Origin of the sequence: Sphingomonas sp. LM7, assembly GCF_002002925.1 — a bacterium.
In the GTDB taxonomy this organism is placed as follows: Bacteria; Pseudomonadota; Alphaproteobacteria; order Sphingomonadales; family Sphingomonadaceae; genus Sphingomonas.
On the sequence record NZ_CP019511.1, the window covers coordinates 2821867 to 2838815 of the forward strand.

The following is a 16949-nucleotide window of genomic DNA, read 5'->3' on the forward strand; positions in this document are numbered from 1 at the left end:
TGTCACCTCAATTCGCCGGCTTCAGCACTATAGTCTTAAGATCGACCAGACCAGTGGTATCGGCCGGCACCTTGAACTCGAACACCGTCGGGCCGGCGCCGAGTTCGACGCGATAATCGACTGCGGGCCGCAGGTTCTGGATCGCGAAACGCCCCACCGAATTGGTGAAGAACGGCAACGGCTCCTTGTCCTTGCCGTCCTTGGCAATCACGCGGCCGCCTGCCAGCGCCACCGGCTTGCCGTCCGGGAAGGCCAGCACGCCTGCCGCGCTGACGAACGCGTCGGTGCCGATCTTGAGCTTGTAGCCGCTGTGATAGGGCGGGTTTACCCGCGCCGTGCCAGCACCGATGTCATAGCCGACCGGCGGGTTCTCGACATCGTACTGGATCGGCTGGTTGACGTAGCTGTTGAGATAGCCGTTGACCGCCGCGCCGAAGGTGCCGCTCTTGCTCATATAGTCGCTGCTGACCAGCGACTGGCCGGCGACGACGCTGTGCCCCTTCAGGTTCTTGTGCGGATAGAGCAGCGCGAAGCTGTCGTTCACGCGGCGCCCGACACCGACGACGCCATCGGCGAACGCGATCGACGTGCCGACGCGCACCGACGAGACATTGACCTGGCCGAACCCGCCAAGGTTGGGGCCGTAGCTCGAATGGCTGACCGTCGCATCGAAGCGGTTGGCGATATAATCGACAAAGCCCTGGCCGGCGACGGTGCGCTCGTCGCGCGTCGCGACTGCGCCATAGCCGAAGCTGCCGATCCGGTTCGACGAGGCGTGCAGGTACGACAGCGAGCTCGTGTCGGTGCTGCTCTCGTGCCGCGCCTCGAAGCGATCGCGGAAGGTCGGCTGGAACACCAGTGCGATGTTGAAGCCGATGCCCCGGCCGCGACCGATGCTGCTGTCGAACTTAGAATATTCGACGCCGGCGCGGACGCTGACCCGGCGATCGAAATAATAATTGCCCGAGACGCCGATCCGGTAGCTGTCGTTGCGGTTGCGGCTCTTGAGGTAGCTGCCGGTGATCAGTGCGGAGAGGCGACGGTCGATCTGGCGGGTATATTGGCCGCTGATCGAGATCGAGCTCGAATTATCCGCCTCGGGCGACGACAGGAAGGCATAGTGGCGCGACAGATAGTCAGCGCGGATGCTCGCCGAATCGACCAGCCCGCCGCGATCGATCAGTTGGTCGAGGCCGATGCCCGCGGAATAGCCTTCGCCCACGTCGCGCGAATGGCTGAGGCCGCCATCGAGCAGCAGCCGCGATCCGCCGCCCAGCACGAACTGGGTCTGCCCGGTCAGCGTCTGGACCTGCGCGCTCGCCTGCAGCCCGACTCCGACCGCCGGCGCATCGACGAACGCCTTGCGGAAGAAGCCCGAAAACGCGACCGGCCCGTTGTAGACCGGCGAACGGCCGAAATTGTTGCTCGTCGGGCCGATATAGGCGGCATATTCGAAGTCGCCGGGCATCAGATCGATCGGATCGAGATACTGGCTGTACGCGATCGACTGGACCGATCCCGAATTGTCGCGCACTTCGATCTGGACGTCGTTGCTGCCCGCCAGCAGCGGCAGCGAGCTGAAATCATACGAGCCCGCATCGAGCCGAAGCTCGCGATAGAGCACGCCGTTGCGCAGGATCCGCACGCTGGCGTCGCGCTGGAGCACCAGCTGGCGATTGCCCTGCAGCACCGACGACCGATACGGATCGAAGCGCTGGCGCTGGCGGCTGACGCCGACGCCGCCCATCTGGACATAGCCCTGCTGGCCGCGAACCTCGGGCGTCAGATCGCCGATGAACCAGCGGCGGTAATCGGCGGGCTCGTCATAGACGAAGCGCGCATAGTTGCGATCGAAGCGATAGGCGCCGCCGCCAAAGCCCTGATTTCCGAACTGGCCGTCGGCTTCGAGGACGATCCCGCCATAGCGCATCGCGCCGTTGAGCGCGACCGAAGGCGGGCTGTTGAAGCTGCTGTTCCACGAGCGCGCATAATACGCGTTGATATTCAGGAACGCGGCGAACCCGGCGGGCACCAGATCGATATTCTCGTCGCCCGGATTGGGCGGCGAGAAGAGCTGCTCGAGCGCGCGGTTCGACGGATCGATGGTGAGCACGACCACGGCGAGGCTGCTCGGATCATATTCGAACGAAATGCCCAGTGGCTTGAGATCGTCCGATTCGAGCCGGTCCTTGCCGGCCGCGGCCTTGAGCAGCCGGTCGCGAGCTTCCTGGTTGAGCAACGGCCCGATCAGAGCCTCGAACGGCTTGCGCTCGGCCTGGAGCCGGTCGTCATAGGTCAGCCGTACCGGCATGTCGCCCAGCGCGCGCTGCTTGAACAGCAGCGGAACGGTCATGTCGAGATCGCGGTCGTACGGATTGATGTCCGGCCGGCCAAATTTGCCGATCGGCAGGCTCGACGTGCCCGTCTGACCGACCGTCGGCAGCGCGTCGATGTCGGGCTTGGCGCCGCCGGGCAGCGGCACCGACGTCGATTGCTGCGGCGGCGTCGGCGATTGCGTCGGCAGCGGCACCGTCTGAGGCGGCGTGCCCGGCTGAGTCCGCGGCAGCGGGACCGAGACCTGGGCCGCCGCTGTACCGCTGGTCAGGCAGAACCACGCCGTGGCGCTGAGCAGCCTGGATCGGTTCATTTCACGAACTTGACGGTGATCGGGCCTGGTCCGAACGCCTTTACCAGCGGCACGCGGAAGATGCGCGTGCCCCCGCCGCCGGGGACATAGCCGCTGCCGACGACGCGATTGAGATCTTCTTCGGAAATCAGGATCCGCATCGACTTGCCGGCAACATCCTTGCCTTCGAGCACCCATTTGAGCGCCGACATCATCGCGTGGCGACGGCCGGTGTTCTTCATGGTGATCTCGACGCCCGGCACGGTCGGCGGCAGCGGATCGCCCTGCTTCGCCGCGGGCGGCTGATAGTCGATGGTCTTGACTGCGGTGGCGGCTACATTGGGCTGCGCGTTCGGCGGGGCGACCACGACCAGCGCCTTCATGTGATAGACGACCTGCACCTGCGCGGCCTGCGCGCCTGCGGTCTGGTCCACCGGAATCGGCAGCTGATTGATCGAGAGATAATAAGCCTGCGAGGTCGGGATATCGGCACCGCCGACCCATTGCAGGCGAACCACCTGGCGCGCGCCCTGCGGCAGCATGCCCTGGGGCGGAAAGACGATGAAGTCGGCATCGGCGGGCGTCTCGCTGGGGACACCGTTCTCGTCGAAGCTCAGGCGGGTGATACGAGTCTCGAACGGCAACTTGCCGGCATTGAGATTCTGCACTTCGACGCGCGCCACGGCATCGCTGCCGGTCGTGGTCATCTCGACGATCATCGGCGAGACGCGCATCGCATAGACCGAGGCGGCGCCGGCGACGAGCGCGGTCGCGACAAAGGCCGAGCGGACGGCAGTCCGCTGGAAGTTGCTGAACACTGGCGAGGCCCCCACCCCTATGACTGCGCGCGGACTACGCGCGCATTCTTACGCAATACTCGAAAGGGGGAGGGAAGTCTCCCCCCCCCCTCTCTTAAGTCAGCATTACTGCTGGGACGGCTGGATCAGAGAGCCTTGAGCTCAACGGTCAGCGTGTCCTGGTAGTTGCCGGCGACCAGCGCCTTGCCCGGGGTCGGCGCGAGGATCGCGAGCGACATGTCCGAACGCCATGCACCGCCGGTCCAGACCTTCGACGCGTCGCCGGTGGCGGCGGTCACGGTCTGGGTGCTGCCGACTGCGCCGGCCGAGGTGTTGGTCGTGCCCTGGAACGTCGCCGCAACCTGGTACGGGATGTTCGCCTGGAACTCGTTCGAGTCATAGCCGCCGGCTGCGCTGTTGAGCAGGCCCTGCGCGCCGTTCGCCTTCGACAGGGTCACGGTGTTGTTGAAGTTGCAGCCAGCGGTCGTCGAGTTGACGACTGCGGTTGCCGGCGAGACCATGTCGAACGCGTTGTTCACGTTGGTGTTCGAGTTGGTGTTGACGCCGATCGTGCCGAAGTCGAGCGTGTGCGCCGTGCTGCTGCCGCCATAGTAGGAGCAATCCTTGGTCACGGTGCCCTTGATCAGCCAGGTGTTGGTGACGGTCGGCGACGCGGTCTGCGTGTTGCCCGAGTTCAGGCCGAACTGGTTGTAGCCAACGTTGCCGCTGAGGACGAGGCCGATGCCGTAGCCGAGGACCGACGAGTGGCTCGACGTGCCACCGAAGACGCCCGGGGTCTGGCCCGAGAACGCGATGTCGTCAGCCTGCGCAACGCCGGCGGTCGAAAGCAGCACAACAGCGGCTGCCGAAAGAAGCTTCTTCATTTTGCAAATCCCCACTTCTGGTCTCGGCGCCCCCCGGCATCATTGCCGAGTCGTTCACCGACAATTGACGTTTAACAAGTATCCGCAAACATTCAACAATTATTTAGTTTGCGTTAACCACCATAATTTCAGTTCTGAAACAATGGTGATGCCGTTTGGACAATACTGTACAGTCTCAGTACGTCCGAATTTCTACCCACTACTCTGGATGGTTAAATACTGGTCTTCAGTTGGGCGCGATCGTGATCTCGATCACTTCCCCATACTGACCGGCCAACAGGCCAGCCTCGCTGGAAACACTGCCAAGACTTAGCTTCAACAGAAGCCCGTCCATCGCAATGCCGCCCGCGCTCGAAATCGCCTGGCCGCCGAGCAGCGCACGCCCCTCGAACACCTTGGAGATCATCTCGGTGGCCGGGCGGCGCACCGGCAGCTCGATGTCGAGGCTGTACGGTACCGTACCCGCATAGGGGCCCTGGCCGTGCGGCATGTCGGAATGGACGAGCGCGCCGTTCTGCGCCTTGATCAGCATCGTGAAGGGCACGTTGCAGTCGAGCGCGACCTTGGCCGCGGCAACCTTGCCCGGACGCGTCAGGTCGCCGAAGTCCGCCGTCGGGATCGCGCCCATCTGGCAGCGCTGGGCAATGCTGCCCTGCACCGAGATGTCGACGGATTTCGCATTGGAGATTTCCTGCGCCGCGGCAGGCGTCGCAAGGGCGCAAGCCAGCAGCACGGCAGCACTCGCCACACCGGACAGGCGAAGACGCGCCGGGCCAAGGGCCCGAGCCGCAAATCCAACCAGCGATGTCTGGCGATACGCGCCCTCAGGCGCCTTCCCCGCTATATAGTCCGCCGCTGCGTCCACAACACGAATCGCCGACGCGCCAGAGGCACGAAGACGATCATTGTGCGGACGGCGCGGGCGGCTCCCCCCGGAGCACATAACCCTCAACTCCCCTCACCGATTAAGCCTTTAATAAGGACTTAATCTGCGACGAGTCGATGGAATTAAGTGGTTAAGCCGTCCCGGAAGCGCACATCCGGGATTTTACGGAGCGTATTCAAACGGTTGCGGCGTAAATTTTTTCTTAAAGTACGACCGATAGCAGGCGGAATAGACCGTCGCGGCCCAATTCCCCTGTGCGCGACTCGGCAACCCGTCGAGCCGCATTAACGCTTCACCGCAGGCGGCGGACCATTTTGGAACGGCCTCTTTTCGCCCGGCGTTGATACATCCTTAGATCATTAACCTTGCGTATCAATCATATTTTCAACGGGAAGTGAGATCAGGCCTGATCCATCAGCAAAGGTGTTACGATGCCGATCAGATCTCTACCCAAGTTCTCTGCGGTGCTCCTGCTGATGTGCGGGACCGCTGCAAGCGCGGAATCGCTTTCGACAGGCACGTTTTCGGTGCGGTTGACCGTTCCGCTCGTCTGCACGGTGAGCCACCAGAGCGCGATCAGCGCCGCGGGCACCGGCTATCGCCTCGGCGCGCTGCGCGAGTTCTGCAATGCCCCCAGCGGCTATGCGCTCGTCGTCAACTATGCGCCGGGTTCGATGAAGGGCGCAGTCGTCGCCGTCGGTGAAGAGCGCGTCGTTCTCGACGGTTCGGGCCGCGCGGTGATCAGCCAGACGCCGGGTCCGCGCATCCGCGACCGCGAAGTCTTTGCCGAACCGGGCGCCGCCGGGTTCGACACCGACCGCCTCGAGTTCAACATCGAAGCGTCCTGAAGGGCCGGGTCGGGCCCGCGCCGGCAGAGTGGCGGGCCCGACTGTCCCGGATTGAACCTGCCGGCTTCCGGAAACCGTTTGCGCGGATTCCGGAACGGTTCTTAGTTGGACGGATGGAAACGCCCGTCGAGCCCAAGGATTTCGCCGAGATCGTCGACACGCTGATCGAGGCGCAGGCAATGCTTGCCTCGTCGATCTATGTCGACCTGGTCAATCTCGGGCTGATCGACGCCGATGCCGCCGGCCGGCGGCTGCACGCGCTGGGCGATATCGCCGCCAGCCCCCTGCAGCGCCATCCCGAAGTCGCCGCCGCGCTGGGCAATCGAATCCGCAGTTATGCCGAGGGTTTCGAGCGCGCCGGTCCCGACCGCGCCCGGCCCAGGGCCCGGCTTCGCATCGTCAACGGCGGAAAAGCCTGAGACTGGAGTCGCGAGACTCAGGCGCGCTGGCGCCCGGCCTCCACGGCCGAATCGCCCTGCGCGGGCCGGTTGCGGCAATATTCGGGCTTGAGCGCCCAGCCCTGGCCCCGCACCGACTGGATGAAATCGCGGCCGCCGCTGGCCAGCTTGAGCTTCTGGCGCAGATTGGACACGAACACGTCGATCGTCCCGATGGTCGCCTGCTCGCTGCCGGCATAGAGCGCCTGGTGGATGTTCCGGCGCGACACCGGCTGCGGCATCGCCTGCCACAGCAAGTCGAGGACATGTTTTTCCGACTCGGTCAGCCCGACCTGGCGCCGGCCGACGCGATACTGGTTCTCGTCTTCGCGATAGACCAGCGAATTGAAATATTCGGCGCGTGTATCGCGCGTCTTGGTCCCACTCTCGAGCGCGGACAGCACCATTCCGACCAGCTCTTCGCGGTGCGAGTCGAGCATCGCCTCAATCCCGGGCGCGGCATCGGGGCCGGACGCTTCCTGGGCCAGCTCCCCGGCACGCCGGACGAGATCCAGTGCATCGTCGACCGAGCGGCGGCTTTCGATAAGGCGCGCCTCGCAATCGCGCAGCAGACGGGCGAGCGAGTCGCTACCGGCCGGCACGAAGAGCGTTCCTGAAGATGCGATGCTGCTCAGTCGCCGGGGCTTCGGCCGCGATATGGGGCCTATCGAAGTTGATACGCAGCGTATCGGGCGAAACTGATAAAACTTGAGTCACTGTAAGCCACTACCCGTCTAAAGATAACAACGCTCGGGAAAGCATCGATTTCTTGGGATACACATTCCGCCATTCCTTTAGCGGAAGCAAGTGCTGAAACAATTACCCTATACGACATATGTATAGTTAATTGTTTAACAATTGGTTAACAGTTGTTAGCTTTTATTGATTGTTATAGCGCCCCACTAATCGTGCAGATGTCGCATGAATAGGCTGTGGCAGCCGCCGCACGCATGCCCTTGCCCCATCGGCTGTCCGGGCGTAGCCCGCCCCCATGACCGACTCCGCAACCCCGCTCGACTATGTCGAGGCCCATCTCGACGACAGCCTCGACCGCCTGTTCGCGCTGATGCGCGTGCCTTCCATCTCCACCGACCCGGCTTATGCCGAGCATTGCCGGACCGCGGCGCAGCAGCTCGCCGACGAACTGGCCGGGCTCGGCTTCGCCGCCCGCGTCGCGCCGACGCCCGGGCATCCGATGGTAGTCGCGCATCATGACGGCGACGGCCCGCACGTGCTGTTCTATGGCCATTACGACGTCCAGCCGGTCGATCCGCTGGATTTGTGGAAGCGCGATCCGTTCGATCCGGTGCTCGAGACGCGCGCCGACGGCAGCAAGGCGATCGTCGGCCGCGGGGCATCGGACGACAAGGGCCAGCTACGCACCTTTATCGAGGCATGCCGCGCGTGGAAGGAGACGCAGGGCCGCCTGCCCGTCCGCGTCACCATCCTGTTCGAAGGCGAAGAGGAATCGGGCTCGGAGAGCCTCGAGCCGTTCCTCCATGCCAATGCCGACGAGCTCAGGGCCGATTTCGCGCTGATCTGCGACACGTCGATGTGGGATACCGCCACCCCCGGCCTCACCATCGGCCTGCGCGGCATGGCCGGCGGCCAGGTGACCGTACGCGGCCCTTCGCGCGATCTCCATTCGGGGCTGTATGGCGGCCCTGCGCGCAACCCGATCCAGGTGCTGACCAATATCCTCGCCGACCTCAAGGACGCCGACGGCCATGTCACGCTTCCCGGCTTCTATGACGGCGTGCATCCGCTGAGCCCCGAGGTCCAGCAGAGCTGGGACGCGCTCGGCTTCGACGCCAAGGGCTTTCTCGGCGATATCGGCCTCAGCGTGCCCGCCGGCGAAAAGGGCGTCGGCGTGCTCGAACAGAGCTGGGCGCGGCCGACTGCCGAGATCAACGGCATCTGGGGCGGCTATACCGGCGAGGGCTTCAAGACGGTGATCCCCGCCGAAGCGCATGCCAAGATCAGCTTCCGCCTCGTCGGCGACCAGGATCCCGACCAGGTCTGGGCGGCGTTCGAGGACCATGTCCGCGCGCATCTGCCCGCCGATTGCACCGCCGCGTTCAATGTCCGCGGGGGATCGCGCGCGATCAGCCTGGCAAGCGACAGCCCGCCGCTTGCCGCCACCCGCGCCGCGCTCGACGCCGAATGGGGCAAGTCGGCGCTGCTCGCCAGCGGCGGATCGATCCCGGTGGTCAATTCGATCCGCTCGATCCTGGGCATGGACAGCGTGATGGTCGGCTTCGCGCTCAACGACGACAACATCCATTCGCCCAACGAGAAATACGACCTCAACAGCTTCCACAAGGGCATCCGTTCCTGGGTGCGCATCCTCGGCAAGCTGGGCGAAATGGTGCCGGCGAAAGCGACCGAACCCGCCGCCGCCTGAGCCGTCTTCGGAGTTGACAGCGCCCGGCCCAAGGCCGGATAGGCAGGGCATGGTTCCCCTTTCGTTCGGCGGTCACGACTTCCAGGCGCTCGCCGACGGCGCGCTCTACTGGCCTGCGCGCCGCGCCCTGCTGGTCGCCGACCTGCATTTCGAAAAGGGCAGCTGGTTCGCCAGCAAGGGCCAGATGCTGCCGCCCTATGATTCGCTGGCGACGCTCACTGCGTTGTCGGCGCTGGTCGACCGGACGCAGGCCGCGGAGCTATGGTGCCTGGGCGACAGCTTCCACGATTCGGCGGGCTGCGAGCGGCTTCCCGCCGACGCCCGCGCGCTGCTCACCAGACTCACCGCCCGGCTCGACTGGCGCTGGATCACCGGCAATCACGATTCGATGCTGGTCGATCATTGCGGCGGCACGATCGTCGAGGAAGCCGAGGTCGACGGGCTCATCCTTCGCCACGAAGCCGAGCCCGGAGAGCGCCGCCCCGAACTATCGGGCCATTTCCATCCCAAGCTGCGGATCAACGTGCGCGGCCGGCATGTCGCGCGGCGCTGCTTCGTCGCCACCGCGACCAAGCTGATCCTGCCGGCATTCGGCGCACTGACCGGCGGGCTCGACGCGCACCATCCCGAGATCGTCCGCGCCGTCGGCCGCGGCGCCGAGGCGCTGGTCGCCCTCGAAGACCGCCTGCTGCGCTTCCCGGTCGCCGCCTAGCGCCGGATCGTCCCCGTGCATGTCGTCGGCCCGGAGCCGCGCAGGATGCATTCAGGCTTGCCGGTGATGCTGATCCCGCCGCTGCCGAGTGCCGTCGCCCGCGCCGTGTAGCGGACGTTGAGCACGATATCGCCGCTGCTGTCCGAACTCACCGTCGCGTCGCCCGCAGTCAGCCGGCCCGCGTCGATCGAGCCCGCGCCATGATTGCGCACCCGCGCCCGCGCCGCGGTGCCTGCCAGCGTCATCGCGCCGGTGCCGGTGAGCGTCGCAGTCAGGTCGTCGGCCCGCAGCGACGCGATATCGAGCGTCCCCGCGCCTGTCTGGATCACATCGACGCGAGCGCCGCGCATCTCCGCCACGCGCACCCTGGCGCCGCCATTGAGCACGACGCCGCGCAGCGATCGCGCCGCGATGCGCAACGTTGGAAGCGCTGTCGCGTCGCCGCCGCGCGCGACCGAGGACAGCGGCCCGCTGCTCACCACCAGCGTATCGCCGTTGACGCGCACCGTGACCTGATCGAGCGACAGCCGGCTGCCCGAAGCGATGGCCACCGGAACCCCGGTGACCAGCTCGACTTCGAACGGCCCGTCGACGCGCAGCCTATCGAAATCGCTGACCATGAAGCGGCGCTCCTGCGCCGGAGCGGCGGCAGTGAGCAACAGCAGCGGAGCGAGAAGCAGCGAGCGCATGGCGCGACCCTCGCCCGTCGCGCCTGCGCAGGCAAGCTTTAGCTGCAGCGCGCCTCACCCGAACCGACGGCGTTGACCGAGCATTTGGCGCCGCCGCCAAGCTCGGCATCTCCCGAACCGACGATCGAGACCGATGCCGGCCCCTTCACGGTGCCGAGCACGTCGCCCGATCCGGTGATCGAGATGTCCGCGCTGGTCGCCGTCAGCTTCCTGGCATCGATGTCGCCCGATCCGGCGACCGCCACCGAGAGCTTGGCCGCGCTGCCCGCCACCTTGAGATTGCCCGAGCCCGCGACCGACAAGTTCGTGGCATTGGCGCGCAGATCGGCGATGAGGAGGTTGCCCGATCCCGAGACCCCGGCGGTGAAATCGCCTTCACCGCGATCGACGGTGAGGTCGCCCGATCCGCCCACCGCCGCGGCCGTCAGCCTGGGCATCACGACATGGATGCGCGCGCCGTGATCGTCGCCGAACCAGCCGTCCCTGCTATCCTTGCCCGCGACGCTTTCCTTGCGCGCGACCCGCAGCGTGCCGTCGACGACGCTGATGTCGAGCAGGTCGAGCACCCTGGAATCGCCCTCGGCAGTCACCGAGAAGGCCTGGCCGGTCTTGACGTCGATATCGTCCGAGCTCTGCAGCGCCACGCCGGTGAAGCCCGTCGCGGCAAAGCTGCGCGTCGCGCCGGTGCCGCTCGCCTGCGCCGCCTGGCCCTGCTTTTCCGCATTGGACTGGCACGCCGCCAACGGCAGCAACGCGACGATCAGCAACATACGCATTCTCTTCTCCCGAACCTGTGTATTGGCATCGCAATACACCAAGAGCGGATCAAGGAAAAGGGGCGGCCGTTGCCCGGCTCGCCCCTTGCTAGGATCCCAACCGTGACGCGATGCGTCAGGCCGGAACCTTGTCCTTGTTCCACACCGCTGCGGCCTTGCGCAGGATGTCGAGGATCTTCTCGAGCGCAGTCGGCTCGTCGACCTCTTCCATCGCCGCGAGCTCGCGCGCGAGGCGCGATGCAGCGGCTTCGAAGATCTGGCGCTCCGAATAGCTCTGCTCGGGCTGGTCGTCGGCACGGAACAGGTCGCGGACCACTTCGGCGATCGACACGAGGTCGCCCGAATTGATCTTGGCTTCATATTCCTGCGCACGGCGCGACCACATGGTCCGCTTGACCTTGGGCTTGCCCTTGAGCGTCTCGAGCGCTTCCTTGAGCGTCTTGTCGCTGGAAAGCTTGCGCATGCCGACGCTCTCGGCCTTGTTGGTGGGAACGCGCAGCGTCATCTTCTCTTTTTCGAAGCGCAGCACGTAGAGCTCGAGCTGCATGCCCGCAATTTCCTGTTTTTGCAGCTCGATCACACGGCCCACGCCGTGCTTGGGGTAAACGACATAATCGCCGACATCGAAGGACAGCGCCTTGGCAGCCATGTGCTAGAGACCTTTCCGTGAATAACAGGTCCCGAACGATTGCGGCGTCGGCCCTGACGCGCTAGGCGTCGGGCAGGCGGTTCGGGACAACAACGTATGCTTCTCCGCGCGAAGGGCGTTTTATCGCCTTCGTCGCAGCCTGTTTAACACGCTTGCAATAAAATTACCAGCCGCCCGTCATCGCCGCTGCGCATTTATGTGCACTGCGGCGAAGATTCGCTGCGTAACGCGCGCCGGTCAGTTCCCGGTGCCGGGCTCCGCCGAGAAGTATTTCTCGAACTTGCCTTCTTCGCTCTTCATCGCGTCGGCATCGGCGGGAACATCGCCCTTCTGGGTGATGTTGGGCCATTCCTCCGAATAGGTCTTGTTGAGCTCGAGCCATTTTTCGAGGCCGTTCTCGGTATCGGGCAGGATCGCCTCGGCGGGGCATTCCGGCTCGCAGACGCCGCAATCGATGCACTCGCTGGGATTGATCACCAGCATGTTCTCGCCCTCGTAGAAACAGTCGACCGGGCACACCTCGACACAGTCCATGTACTTGCACCGGATGCAGGCGTCGGTGACGACATAGGTCATGGCAGATCGGCTCCCTCGAGCGGCAAAGGTCTGAACTTGGGCCCCTGCTATGCCTGCGGTTCTGCGCCGTCAACGTTTCTGGGCGCTTGGGTTTCTAAGCGCGTGTAAAGCTGCGCTGCCTCGGCCGGTGGTCCCCGCCGCTTCGGCAACGCCTCCACGCGCAGCGCCAATACCTTGCCGAACAGCGGGAAGACGAGGATCGATCCGACCCTCACCGGGGCTGCCGAACGCTCGATCCGCCGCCCGTCGAGCCGGAGCGTGCCCTTTTCGGCGATCGCCTGCGCGGCGCTGCGCGACTTGGCCAGCCGGGCGAACCACAAGAAGCGGTCGAGCCGGATGCTCGCCGCGTCAGCCACCGCGCAATCCCGCAAGCGCCGCGAAGACATTGTCGGCCGGCGCCGCCTTGGGCTTGGCGACGGGGGTGAGCCCCTGCCAGATCCAGCGCGGCAATTCGCCTTGCTGCGCCTTGGCGGTCTTGAACCCGAGTTGCGCCATCAGCCGCGCCAGCGTCTCGGGCGTCAGGCCGATCGACGTCGCCAGCGCCGGATCGGGCGCGAACGGCTTGCGCCCCTGCCGCGCATCATGCGCCGCGCGCGCAATCCGCTCGACCAGGTCGACACGCACTGCCTGCGCGCCCAGCGGACGAAAGCCGTGGATCAGCTCCGCGCCCGCCGCGGTGCGCGCCAGCACCGTCGAACCCTCGGGCGGGGCATCGGCTAGCCCCATCAGCTCGCGCCGCCAGCGCGCAGGCGCAGCCTTGAGCAGGCCGGGGGCGAACAGGTCGAGTGTGCCGATGGTGATGCCGATCGCGCGCAGCCGCTTGCGTGCATCGCCATCCAGCCCCTCGACCAGCGCGCCGGCAGCGCGGCGCGGCAGCAGCCCGCCGCCGTCGAGCAGCGCATTGGCCAGCGCGCGCAATTGCCCGCCGGCCGCCGGATCGCGGCTCGCCGTGTCGAGCTTCGCCAGCACCGGCAGATGCCGCGCGACTTGTCCCGCGAACCACGCCTCCAGCCGCGCCTTCACTGCGCCACGCACCTGCGGGTCGAGCACGTCGAGCGAGCGATCGAGCACGATCTGCGGGCGCACCAGATTGGCGCCGGGCTTGAGGGTGGCGACCGCAACTGCCCCCCACAACACCGTTCGTGCTGAGCTTGTCGAAGCACCGCTCTTCTGCTCCGGAAGAGCCGAGGGCTGCCCTTCGACAGGCTCAGGACGAACGGTGGAGAGGGAAAGTGCTTCATCCGCCGCCGCGATCAGCGCCTCGCCGCGCTTGCGGAATTCTCCCACCAGCCGCTTCTCGGCGGCCGCCAGCAACATCCTCTTGTCCCCCGCCCGCGCATCGGGCTGGACCGTGAACCGAAACCCTTCGAGCCGGCCCAGCGGATGCTCCTCGACGCTGACCTCGCCCTCGGGCCCGATCGTCACCGGCAGGTTCGAAACATCCGCGCCGATTTGCCGCAGCAGCACCGTCGTCCGCTTGTCGACGAAGCGCTGGGTCAGGCTGGCGTGCAACGCGTCCGAGAGCTTCTCCTCGATCGCCCGGGTGCGTTCGGCCCAGTGGACCGGGTCCTGCAGCCAGTCGGCACGATGCGCGATATAGGCCCAGCTGCGCGCCGCGGCGATCCGACCGGCCAGCGTCTCGACATCGCCGTCCATATTGTCGAGCCGCGCGATCTCGTCGGCGAACCATTGGTGCGGGACATGGCCATTGGCTTCGGAGAGATGCCCGAACAGCCGCCCGACGAAGCGCGCATGCGGATCGACGCCGAGCTTGCGGAAATCGGGCAACCCGCACGCCGCCCAGAGCCGCGCCACCATCCGCGGCGAACGTACGCGCGCACGAACCCAATCCTCCTCGGCGAGCCGCTTCAGCACGGCGAGGTCGGTGGCTTGCGGCGCCGCACGCAATACTTCTGCGTGCGGCTTGGTCTCCAGGCTGGCGACCAATGCGTCGATGCTGGCGAAATCGGGCTCGCCCTCGCGCCAGTAGAGCCGTTCGAGCCGCGGCACCTGATGCGCCTCGATCGCCAGCACTTCCTCGGGCGTGAAGGCGCTTGGCCCTTCTTCGTGCAATGCGCCGAACGTGCCGTCCTTCTGGTGGCGCCCTGCGCGCCCGGCGATCTGCGCCATCTCGGCGATGGTCAGCCGGCGCTGGCGGTGGCCGTCGAACTTGGAAAGCGACGCGAAGGCGACATGGTGGACGTCCATGTTGAGCCCCATGCCGATCGCATCGGTGGCGACCAGATAATCGACTTCGCCGGCCTGGAACATCGCCACCTGGGCATTGCGGGTCCGCGGAGACAGCGCCCCCATCACCACCGCGGCGCCGCCGCGCAATCGCCGCAGCGCCTCGGCCACGGCATAGACTTCCTCGGCCGAGAAGGCGACGATCGCCGAGCGCCGCGGCAGCCGCGACAGCTTCTTGGCGCCGGCATAGCTGAGCGTCGAGAAGCGCGGCCGGCCGATGACCTCGGCGTCTGGGACCAGCGCCTTGAGCATCGGCTTGAGCGAATCCGATCCCAGGATCATCGTCTCGGCAAAGCCGCGCGCGCGCAACAGCCGATCGGTGAAGACATGCCCGCGCTCGGGATCGGCGCCGAGCTGCGCCTCGTCGAGCCCGACGAACGCCACTTCGCGCTCCAGCGGCATGCTCTCCGCCGTGCACAGCAGCCATTTGGCCTTGGGCGGCAGGATCTTCTCTTCGCCGGTGATCAGCCCGACCGATTCCACACCCTTCATCCGGACAACGCGGTCATAGACTTCGCGCGCCAGCAACCGCAGCGGGAAGCCGATCATGCCGCTGGCATGGCCGCACATCCGCTCGACCGCGAGGTGGGTCTTTCCGGTGTTGGTGGGGCCGAGCACCGCAGTGATCGGCGAACGCGCGAACTGGCTCATGTCACCCGCCAACATCGTTCCGAGTCAGCCCTTAAGCAACACCCCCTGATTGCAGAACTTGCTTAACCATGTTGGATTATAAGCGATTTTGACCATGGACTCCCTTTATCTCAGCGCCGGCACAGGTCGCCGCAGGGAAGGGAACGGACGGGGCTGCTTAATTTGACTTTAACTGCGCTCTTCCACAGTGATTCGGGTCTGGCCGGGGGTTTCGGCACATTCGACGACGAGGTTTTCGGGGGGCATCGCGCCTTGTTCCTGCGTAACGATCATGGCCTGGAGTTCGGAGGCGGCGCCGGCGTGTCGCCCGCGCTCGCGGCTGCGCCCGGCACGGCGCTCAGCATCCGGCTCAAGCGCCGCGTCTTCGCCGATCTCGATCTGGCGCCCGATCTCGGCGCGCGTATCGGCTCGCTCACCTGGTATCGCGGTGTCGCCACCTGCGTCGGCCTGTGTGCACTGACGTGGCTGATGGCGCCGGGCCTCGAAACCCCGATCTACGGCACTGTCGCGCCCGCGCTTACCGGCGTCGAATGGGATGCCGCGCATGCCCAGGCGATCGCCCCGCTCTCCAAGGGCGGCACCACCGGCTACCGCGTCGCCGCGACCCGGCTGGTCGCGCCGCTGACCGACACGCCCGAGCGTCCGGTCATCAGCCTCGATTTCAAGCTCGCCTCGGGCGATGCGCTGCTCAGCTCGCTGCGCCGCTCGGGCGTCGGCGCCGCCGATGCCGAACAGGTCGGCGCGCTGGTCACCAAGGCAGTGGCGTTCGACGATATCCAGCCCGGCACGATGCTCGACATCACGCTCGGTCGCCGCACCGACAAGGCGCAGCCGCGCCCGCTGCAGAACATGGCCTTCCGCGCCCGCTTCGACCTCAAGCTCGAAGTCGCGCGCACCGGCAATCAGCTCTCGCTCAAGCAGATCCCGATCGCGATCGACCATACGCCGCTGCGCGTCCAGGGCGCGATCGGATCGAGCCTCTACCGCTCGGCCCGCGCCGCCGGGGCGCCGGCCAAGGCCGTCGAATCCTATATCCGCACGCTGGCCACCCGCGTGCCCGTCTCGCGGCTCGGCTCGGGCTGCAAGTTCGACATCATCGTCAAGCAGGCGCGCGCCGCCACCGGCGAAGTCCAGCTCGGCAATCTCCTCTATGCCGGCGTCAGCGGCTGTGAGAACAAGGTCCAGCTGATGCCGTGGGAATCCGACGGCAAGACCGAATGGTTCGACGGCGGCGGCAAGGGCAACAAGACCGGCATGATGGCGATGCCGACCAATGGCCGCTTCTCGTCGAGCTTCGGCATGCGCCGCCATCCGATCCTCGGCTATACCCGCATGCACAAGGGCATCGACATCGCCGCGCCGTGGGGCACGCCGGTCTATGCCGCCACCGACGGCGTCGTCCAGTTCGCCGGGCGCAGCTCGGGCTATGGCAATCTCATCAAGCTCAGCCATGGCGGCGCGTTCGGCACCGGCTATGGCCATCTCAGCCGCATCGTCGTGCGGAATGGCCAGACCGTGCGCAAGGGCCAGGTGATCGGCGCGGTCGGCAATACCGGTATGTCGACCGGCCCGCATCTCCATTACGAGCTCTACAAGAACGGCGTCGCAGTGAACCCGCGCTCGGTGGCGTTCAGCTCGCTGCGCCAGCTCACCGGCGGCGACCTCGGCGCGTTCCGCTCGAAGCTCAGCCAGCTGCTGTCGGTTCCCGTCGGCCGCGGCGCGGAGAAGGACGAGGACTGACGTCGGGTCCGCGGCCATGCTGACTCC

Annotated in this window: 16 protein-coding genes; 5 read left to right on the plus strand and 11 right to left on the minus strand. The window is 66.1% G+C overall.

Annotation, left to right across the window (positions count from 1 at the left end; translation table 11 throughout):
- Positions 1-7 precede the first annotated feature (7 nt).
- The 4 genes from BXU08_RS12885 to BXU08_RS12900 form a co-directional block, all read right to left on the minus strand.
- On the minus strand, positions 8-2647 hold the full coding sequence (locus BXU08_RS12885; RefSeq protein WP_253190366.1) for a hypothetical protein: 2640 nt from the start codon (positions 2645-2647) through the stop codon (positions 8-10).
- On the minus strand, positions 2644-3444 hold the full coding sequence (locus BXU08_RS12890) for a fimbria/pilus periplasmic chaperone (protein ID WP_253190367.1): 801 nt from the start codon (positions 3442-3444) through the stop codon (positions 2644-2646). Before BXU08_RS12890 ends, BXU08_RS12885 begins: the two co-directional genes overlap by 4 nt.
- 125 nt (positions 3445-3569) lie before the next feature.
- Positions 3570-4307 carry a hypothetical protein gene (locus tag BXU08_RS12895; RefSeq protein ID WP_077510427.1) on the minus strand — a complete coding sequence of 246 codons (738 nt, stop codon included), beginning with the start codon at positions 4305-4307 and terminating at the stop codon, positions 3570-3572.
- Between the two features lie 226 nt (positions 4308-4533).
- Positions 4534-5040: a hypothetical protein gene (locus BXU08_RS12900; RefSeq protein ID WP_253190368.1), complete on the minus strand. Its 507-nt coding sequence runs from the start codon at positions 5038-5040 to the stop codon at positions 4534-4536.
- A 680-nt stretch (positions 5041-5720) separates the two neighbouring features.
- Between BXU08_RS12900 and BXU08_RS12905 the strand changes: the two genes are divergently transcribed.
- Together BXU08_RS12905 and BXU08_RS12910 are read left to right on the plus strand one after the other, a co-directional pair.
- Positions 5721-6041 carry a hypothetical protein gene (locus BXU08_RS12905; protein ID WP_253190369.1) on the plus strand — a complete coding sequence of 107 codons (321 nt, stop codon included), beginning with the start codon at positions 5721-5723 and terminating at the stop codon, positions 6039-6041.
- A 113-nt stretch (positions 6042-6154) separates the two neighbouring features.
- On the plus strand, positions 6155-6460 hold the full coding sequence (locus BXU08_RS12910; RefSeq protein WP_077510429.1) for a hypothetical protein: 306 nt from the start codon (positions 6155-6157) through the stop codon (positions 6458-6460).
- Between the two features lie 17 nt (positions 6461-6477).
- Here BXU08_RS12910 and BXU08_RS12915 read toward each other — a convergent pair whose 3' ends face one another.
- Positions 6478-7080 (minus strand): helix-turn-helix domain-containing protein, encoded by a 603-nt coding sequence (locus tag BXU08_RS12915; RefSeq protein ID WP_077510430.1) that lies wholly within the window; start codon positions 7078-7080, stop codon positions 6478-6480.
- Positions 7081-7469: 389 nt separating this feature from the next.
- On the opposite strand from BXU08_RS12915, the gene BXU08_RS12920 reads away from it, so the two are divergent.
- Both BXU08_RS12920 and pdeM read left to right on the plus strand, forming a co-directional pair.
- Positions 7470-8882, plus strand: a complete 1413-nt coding sequence (locus BXU08_RS12920; RefSeq protein WP_077510431.1) for a M20/M25/M40 family metallo-hydrolase — start codon at positions 7470-7472, stop codon at positions 8880-8882.
- 49 nt (positions 8883-8931) lie between these two features.
- Positions 8932-9594, plus strand: a complete 663-nt coding sequence (pdeM, locus tag BXU08_RS12925; RefSeq protein ID WP_077510432.1) for a ligase-associated DNA damage response endonuclease PdeM — start codon at positions 8932-8934, stop codon at positions 9592-9594.
- Here pdeM and BXU08_RS12930 read toward each other — a convergent pair.
- The 6 genes from BXU08_RS12930 to BXU08_RS12955 form a co-directional block, all read right to left on the minus strand.
- Complete coding sequence (locus BXU08_RS12930; RefSeq protein ID WP_077510433.1) at positions 9591-10283, minus strand: GIN domain-containing protein; 693 nt, start codon at positions 10281-10283, stop codon at positions 9591-9593. The genes pdeM and BXU08_RS12930 overlap by 4 nt on opposite strands.
- Before the next feature lie 38 nt (positions 10284-10321).
- A complete protein-coding gene (locus BXU08_RS12935) occupies positions 10322-11059 on the minus strand; it encodes a head GIN domain-containing protein (RefSeq protein WP_077510434.1) in 738 nt (245 codons plus the stop codon).
- Between the two features lie 115 nt (positions 11060-11174).
- Positions 11175-11708 (minus strand): CarD family transcriptional regulator, encoded by a 534-nt coding sequence (locus BXU08_RS12940; protein ID WP_077510435.1) that lies wholly within the window; start codon positions 11706-11708, stop codon positions 11175-11177.
- A gap of 237 nt (positions 11709-11945) precedes the next feature.
- Positions 11946-12284: a ferredoxin FdxA gene (gene fdxA / locus BXU08_RS12945; protein WP_077510436.1), complete on the minus strand. Its 339-nt coding sequence runs from the start codon at positions 12282-12284 to the stop codon at positions 11946-11948.
- Between the two features lie 47 nt (positions 12285-12331).
- The gene (locus BXU08_RS12950; protein WP_077510437.1) at positions 12332-12640 is read right to left on the minus strand and encodes a S4 domain-containing protein; all 309 of its coding nucleotides are present in this window, start codon (positions 12638-12640) and stop codon (positions 12332-12334) included.
- Positions 12633-15182: a helicase-related protein gene (locus tag BXU08_RS12955; RefSeq protein ID WP_077510438.1), complete on the minus strand. Its 2550-nt coding sequence runs from the start codon at positions 15180-15182 to the stop codon at positions 12633-12635. The genes BXU08_RS12950 and BXU08_RS12955 overlap by 8 nt, the downstream gene beginning before the upstream one ends.
- 252 nt (positions 15183-15434) lie before the next feature.
- On the opposite strand from BXU08_RS12955, the gene BXU08_RS12960 reads away from it, so the two are divergent.
- Positions 15435-16922 carry a M23 family metallopeptidase gene (locus BXU08_RS12960; protein WP_077510439.1) on the plus strand — a complete coding sequence of 496 codons (1488 nt, stop codon included), beginning with the start codon at positions 15435-15437 and terminating at the stop codon, positions 16920-16922.
- Positions 16923-16949: the final 27 nt, after the last annotated feature.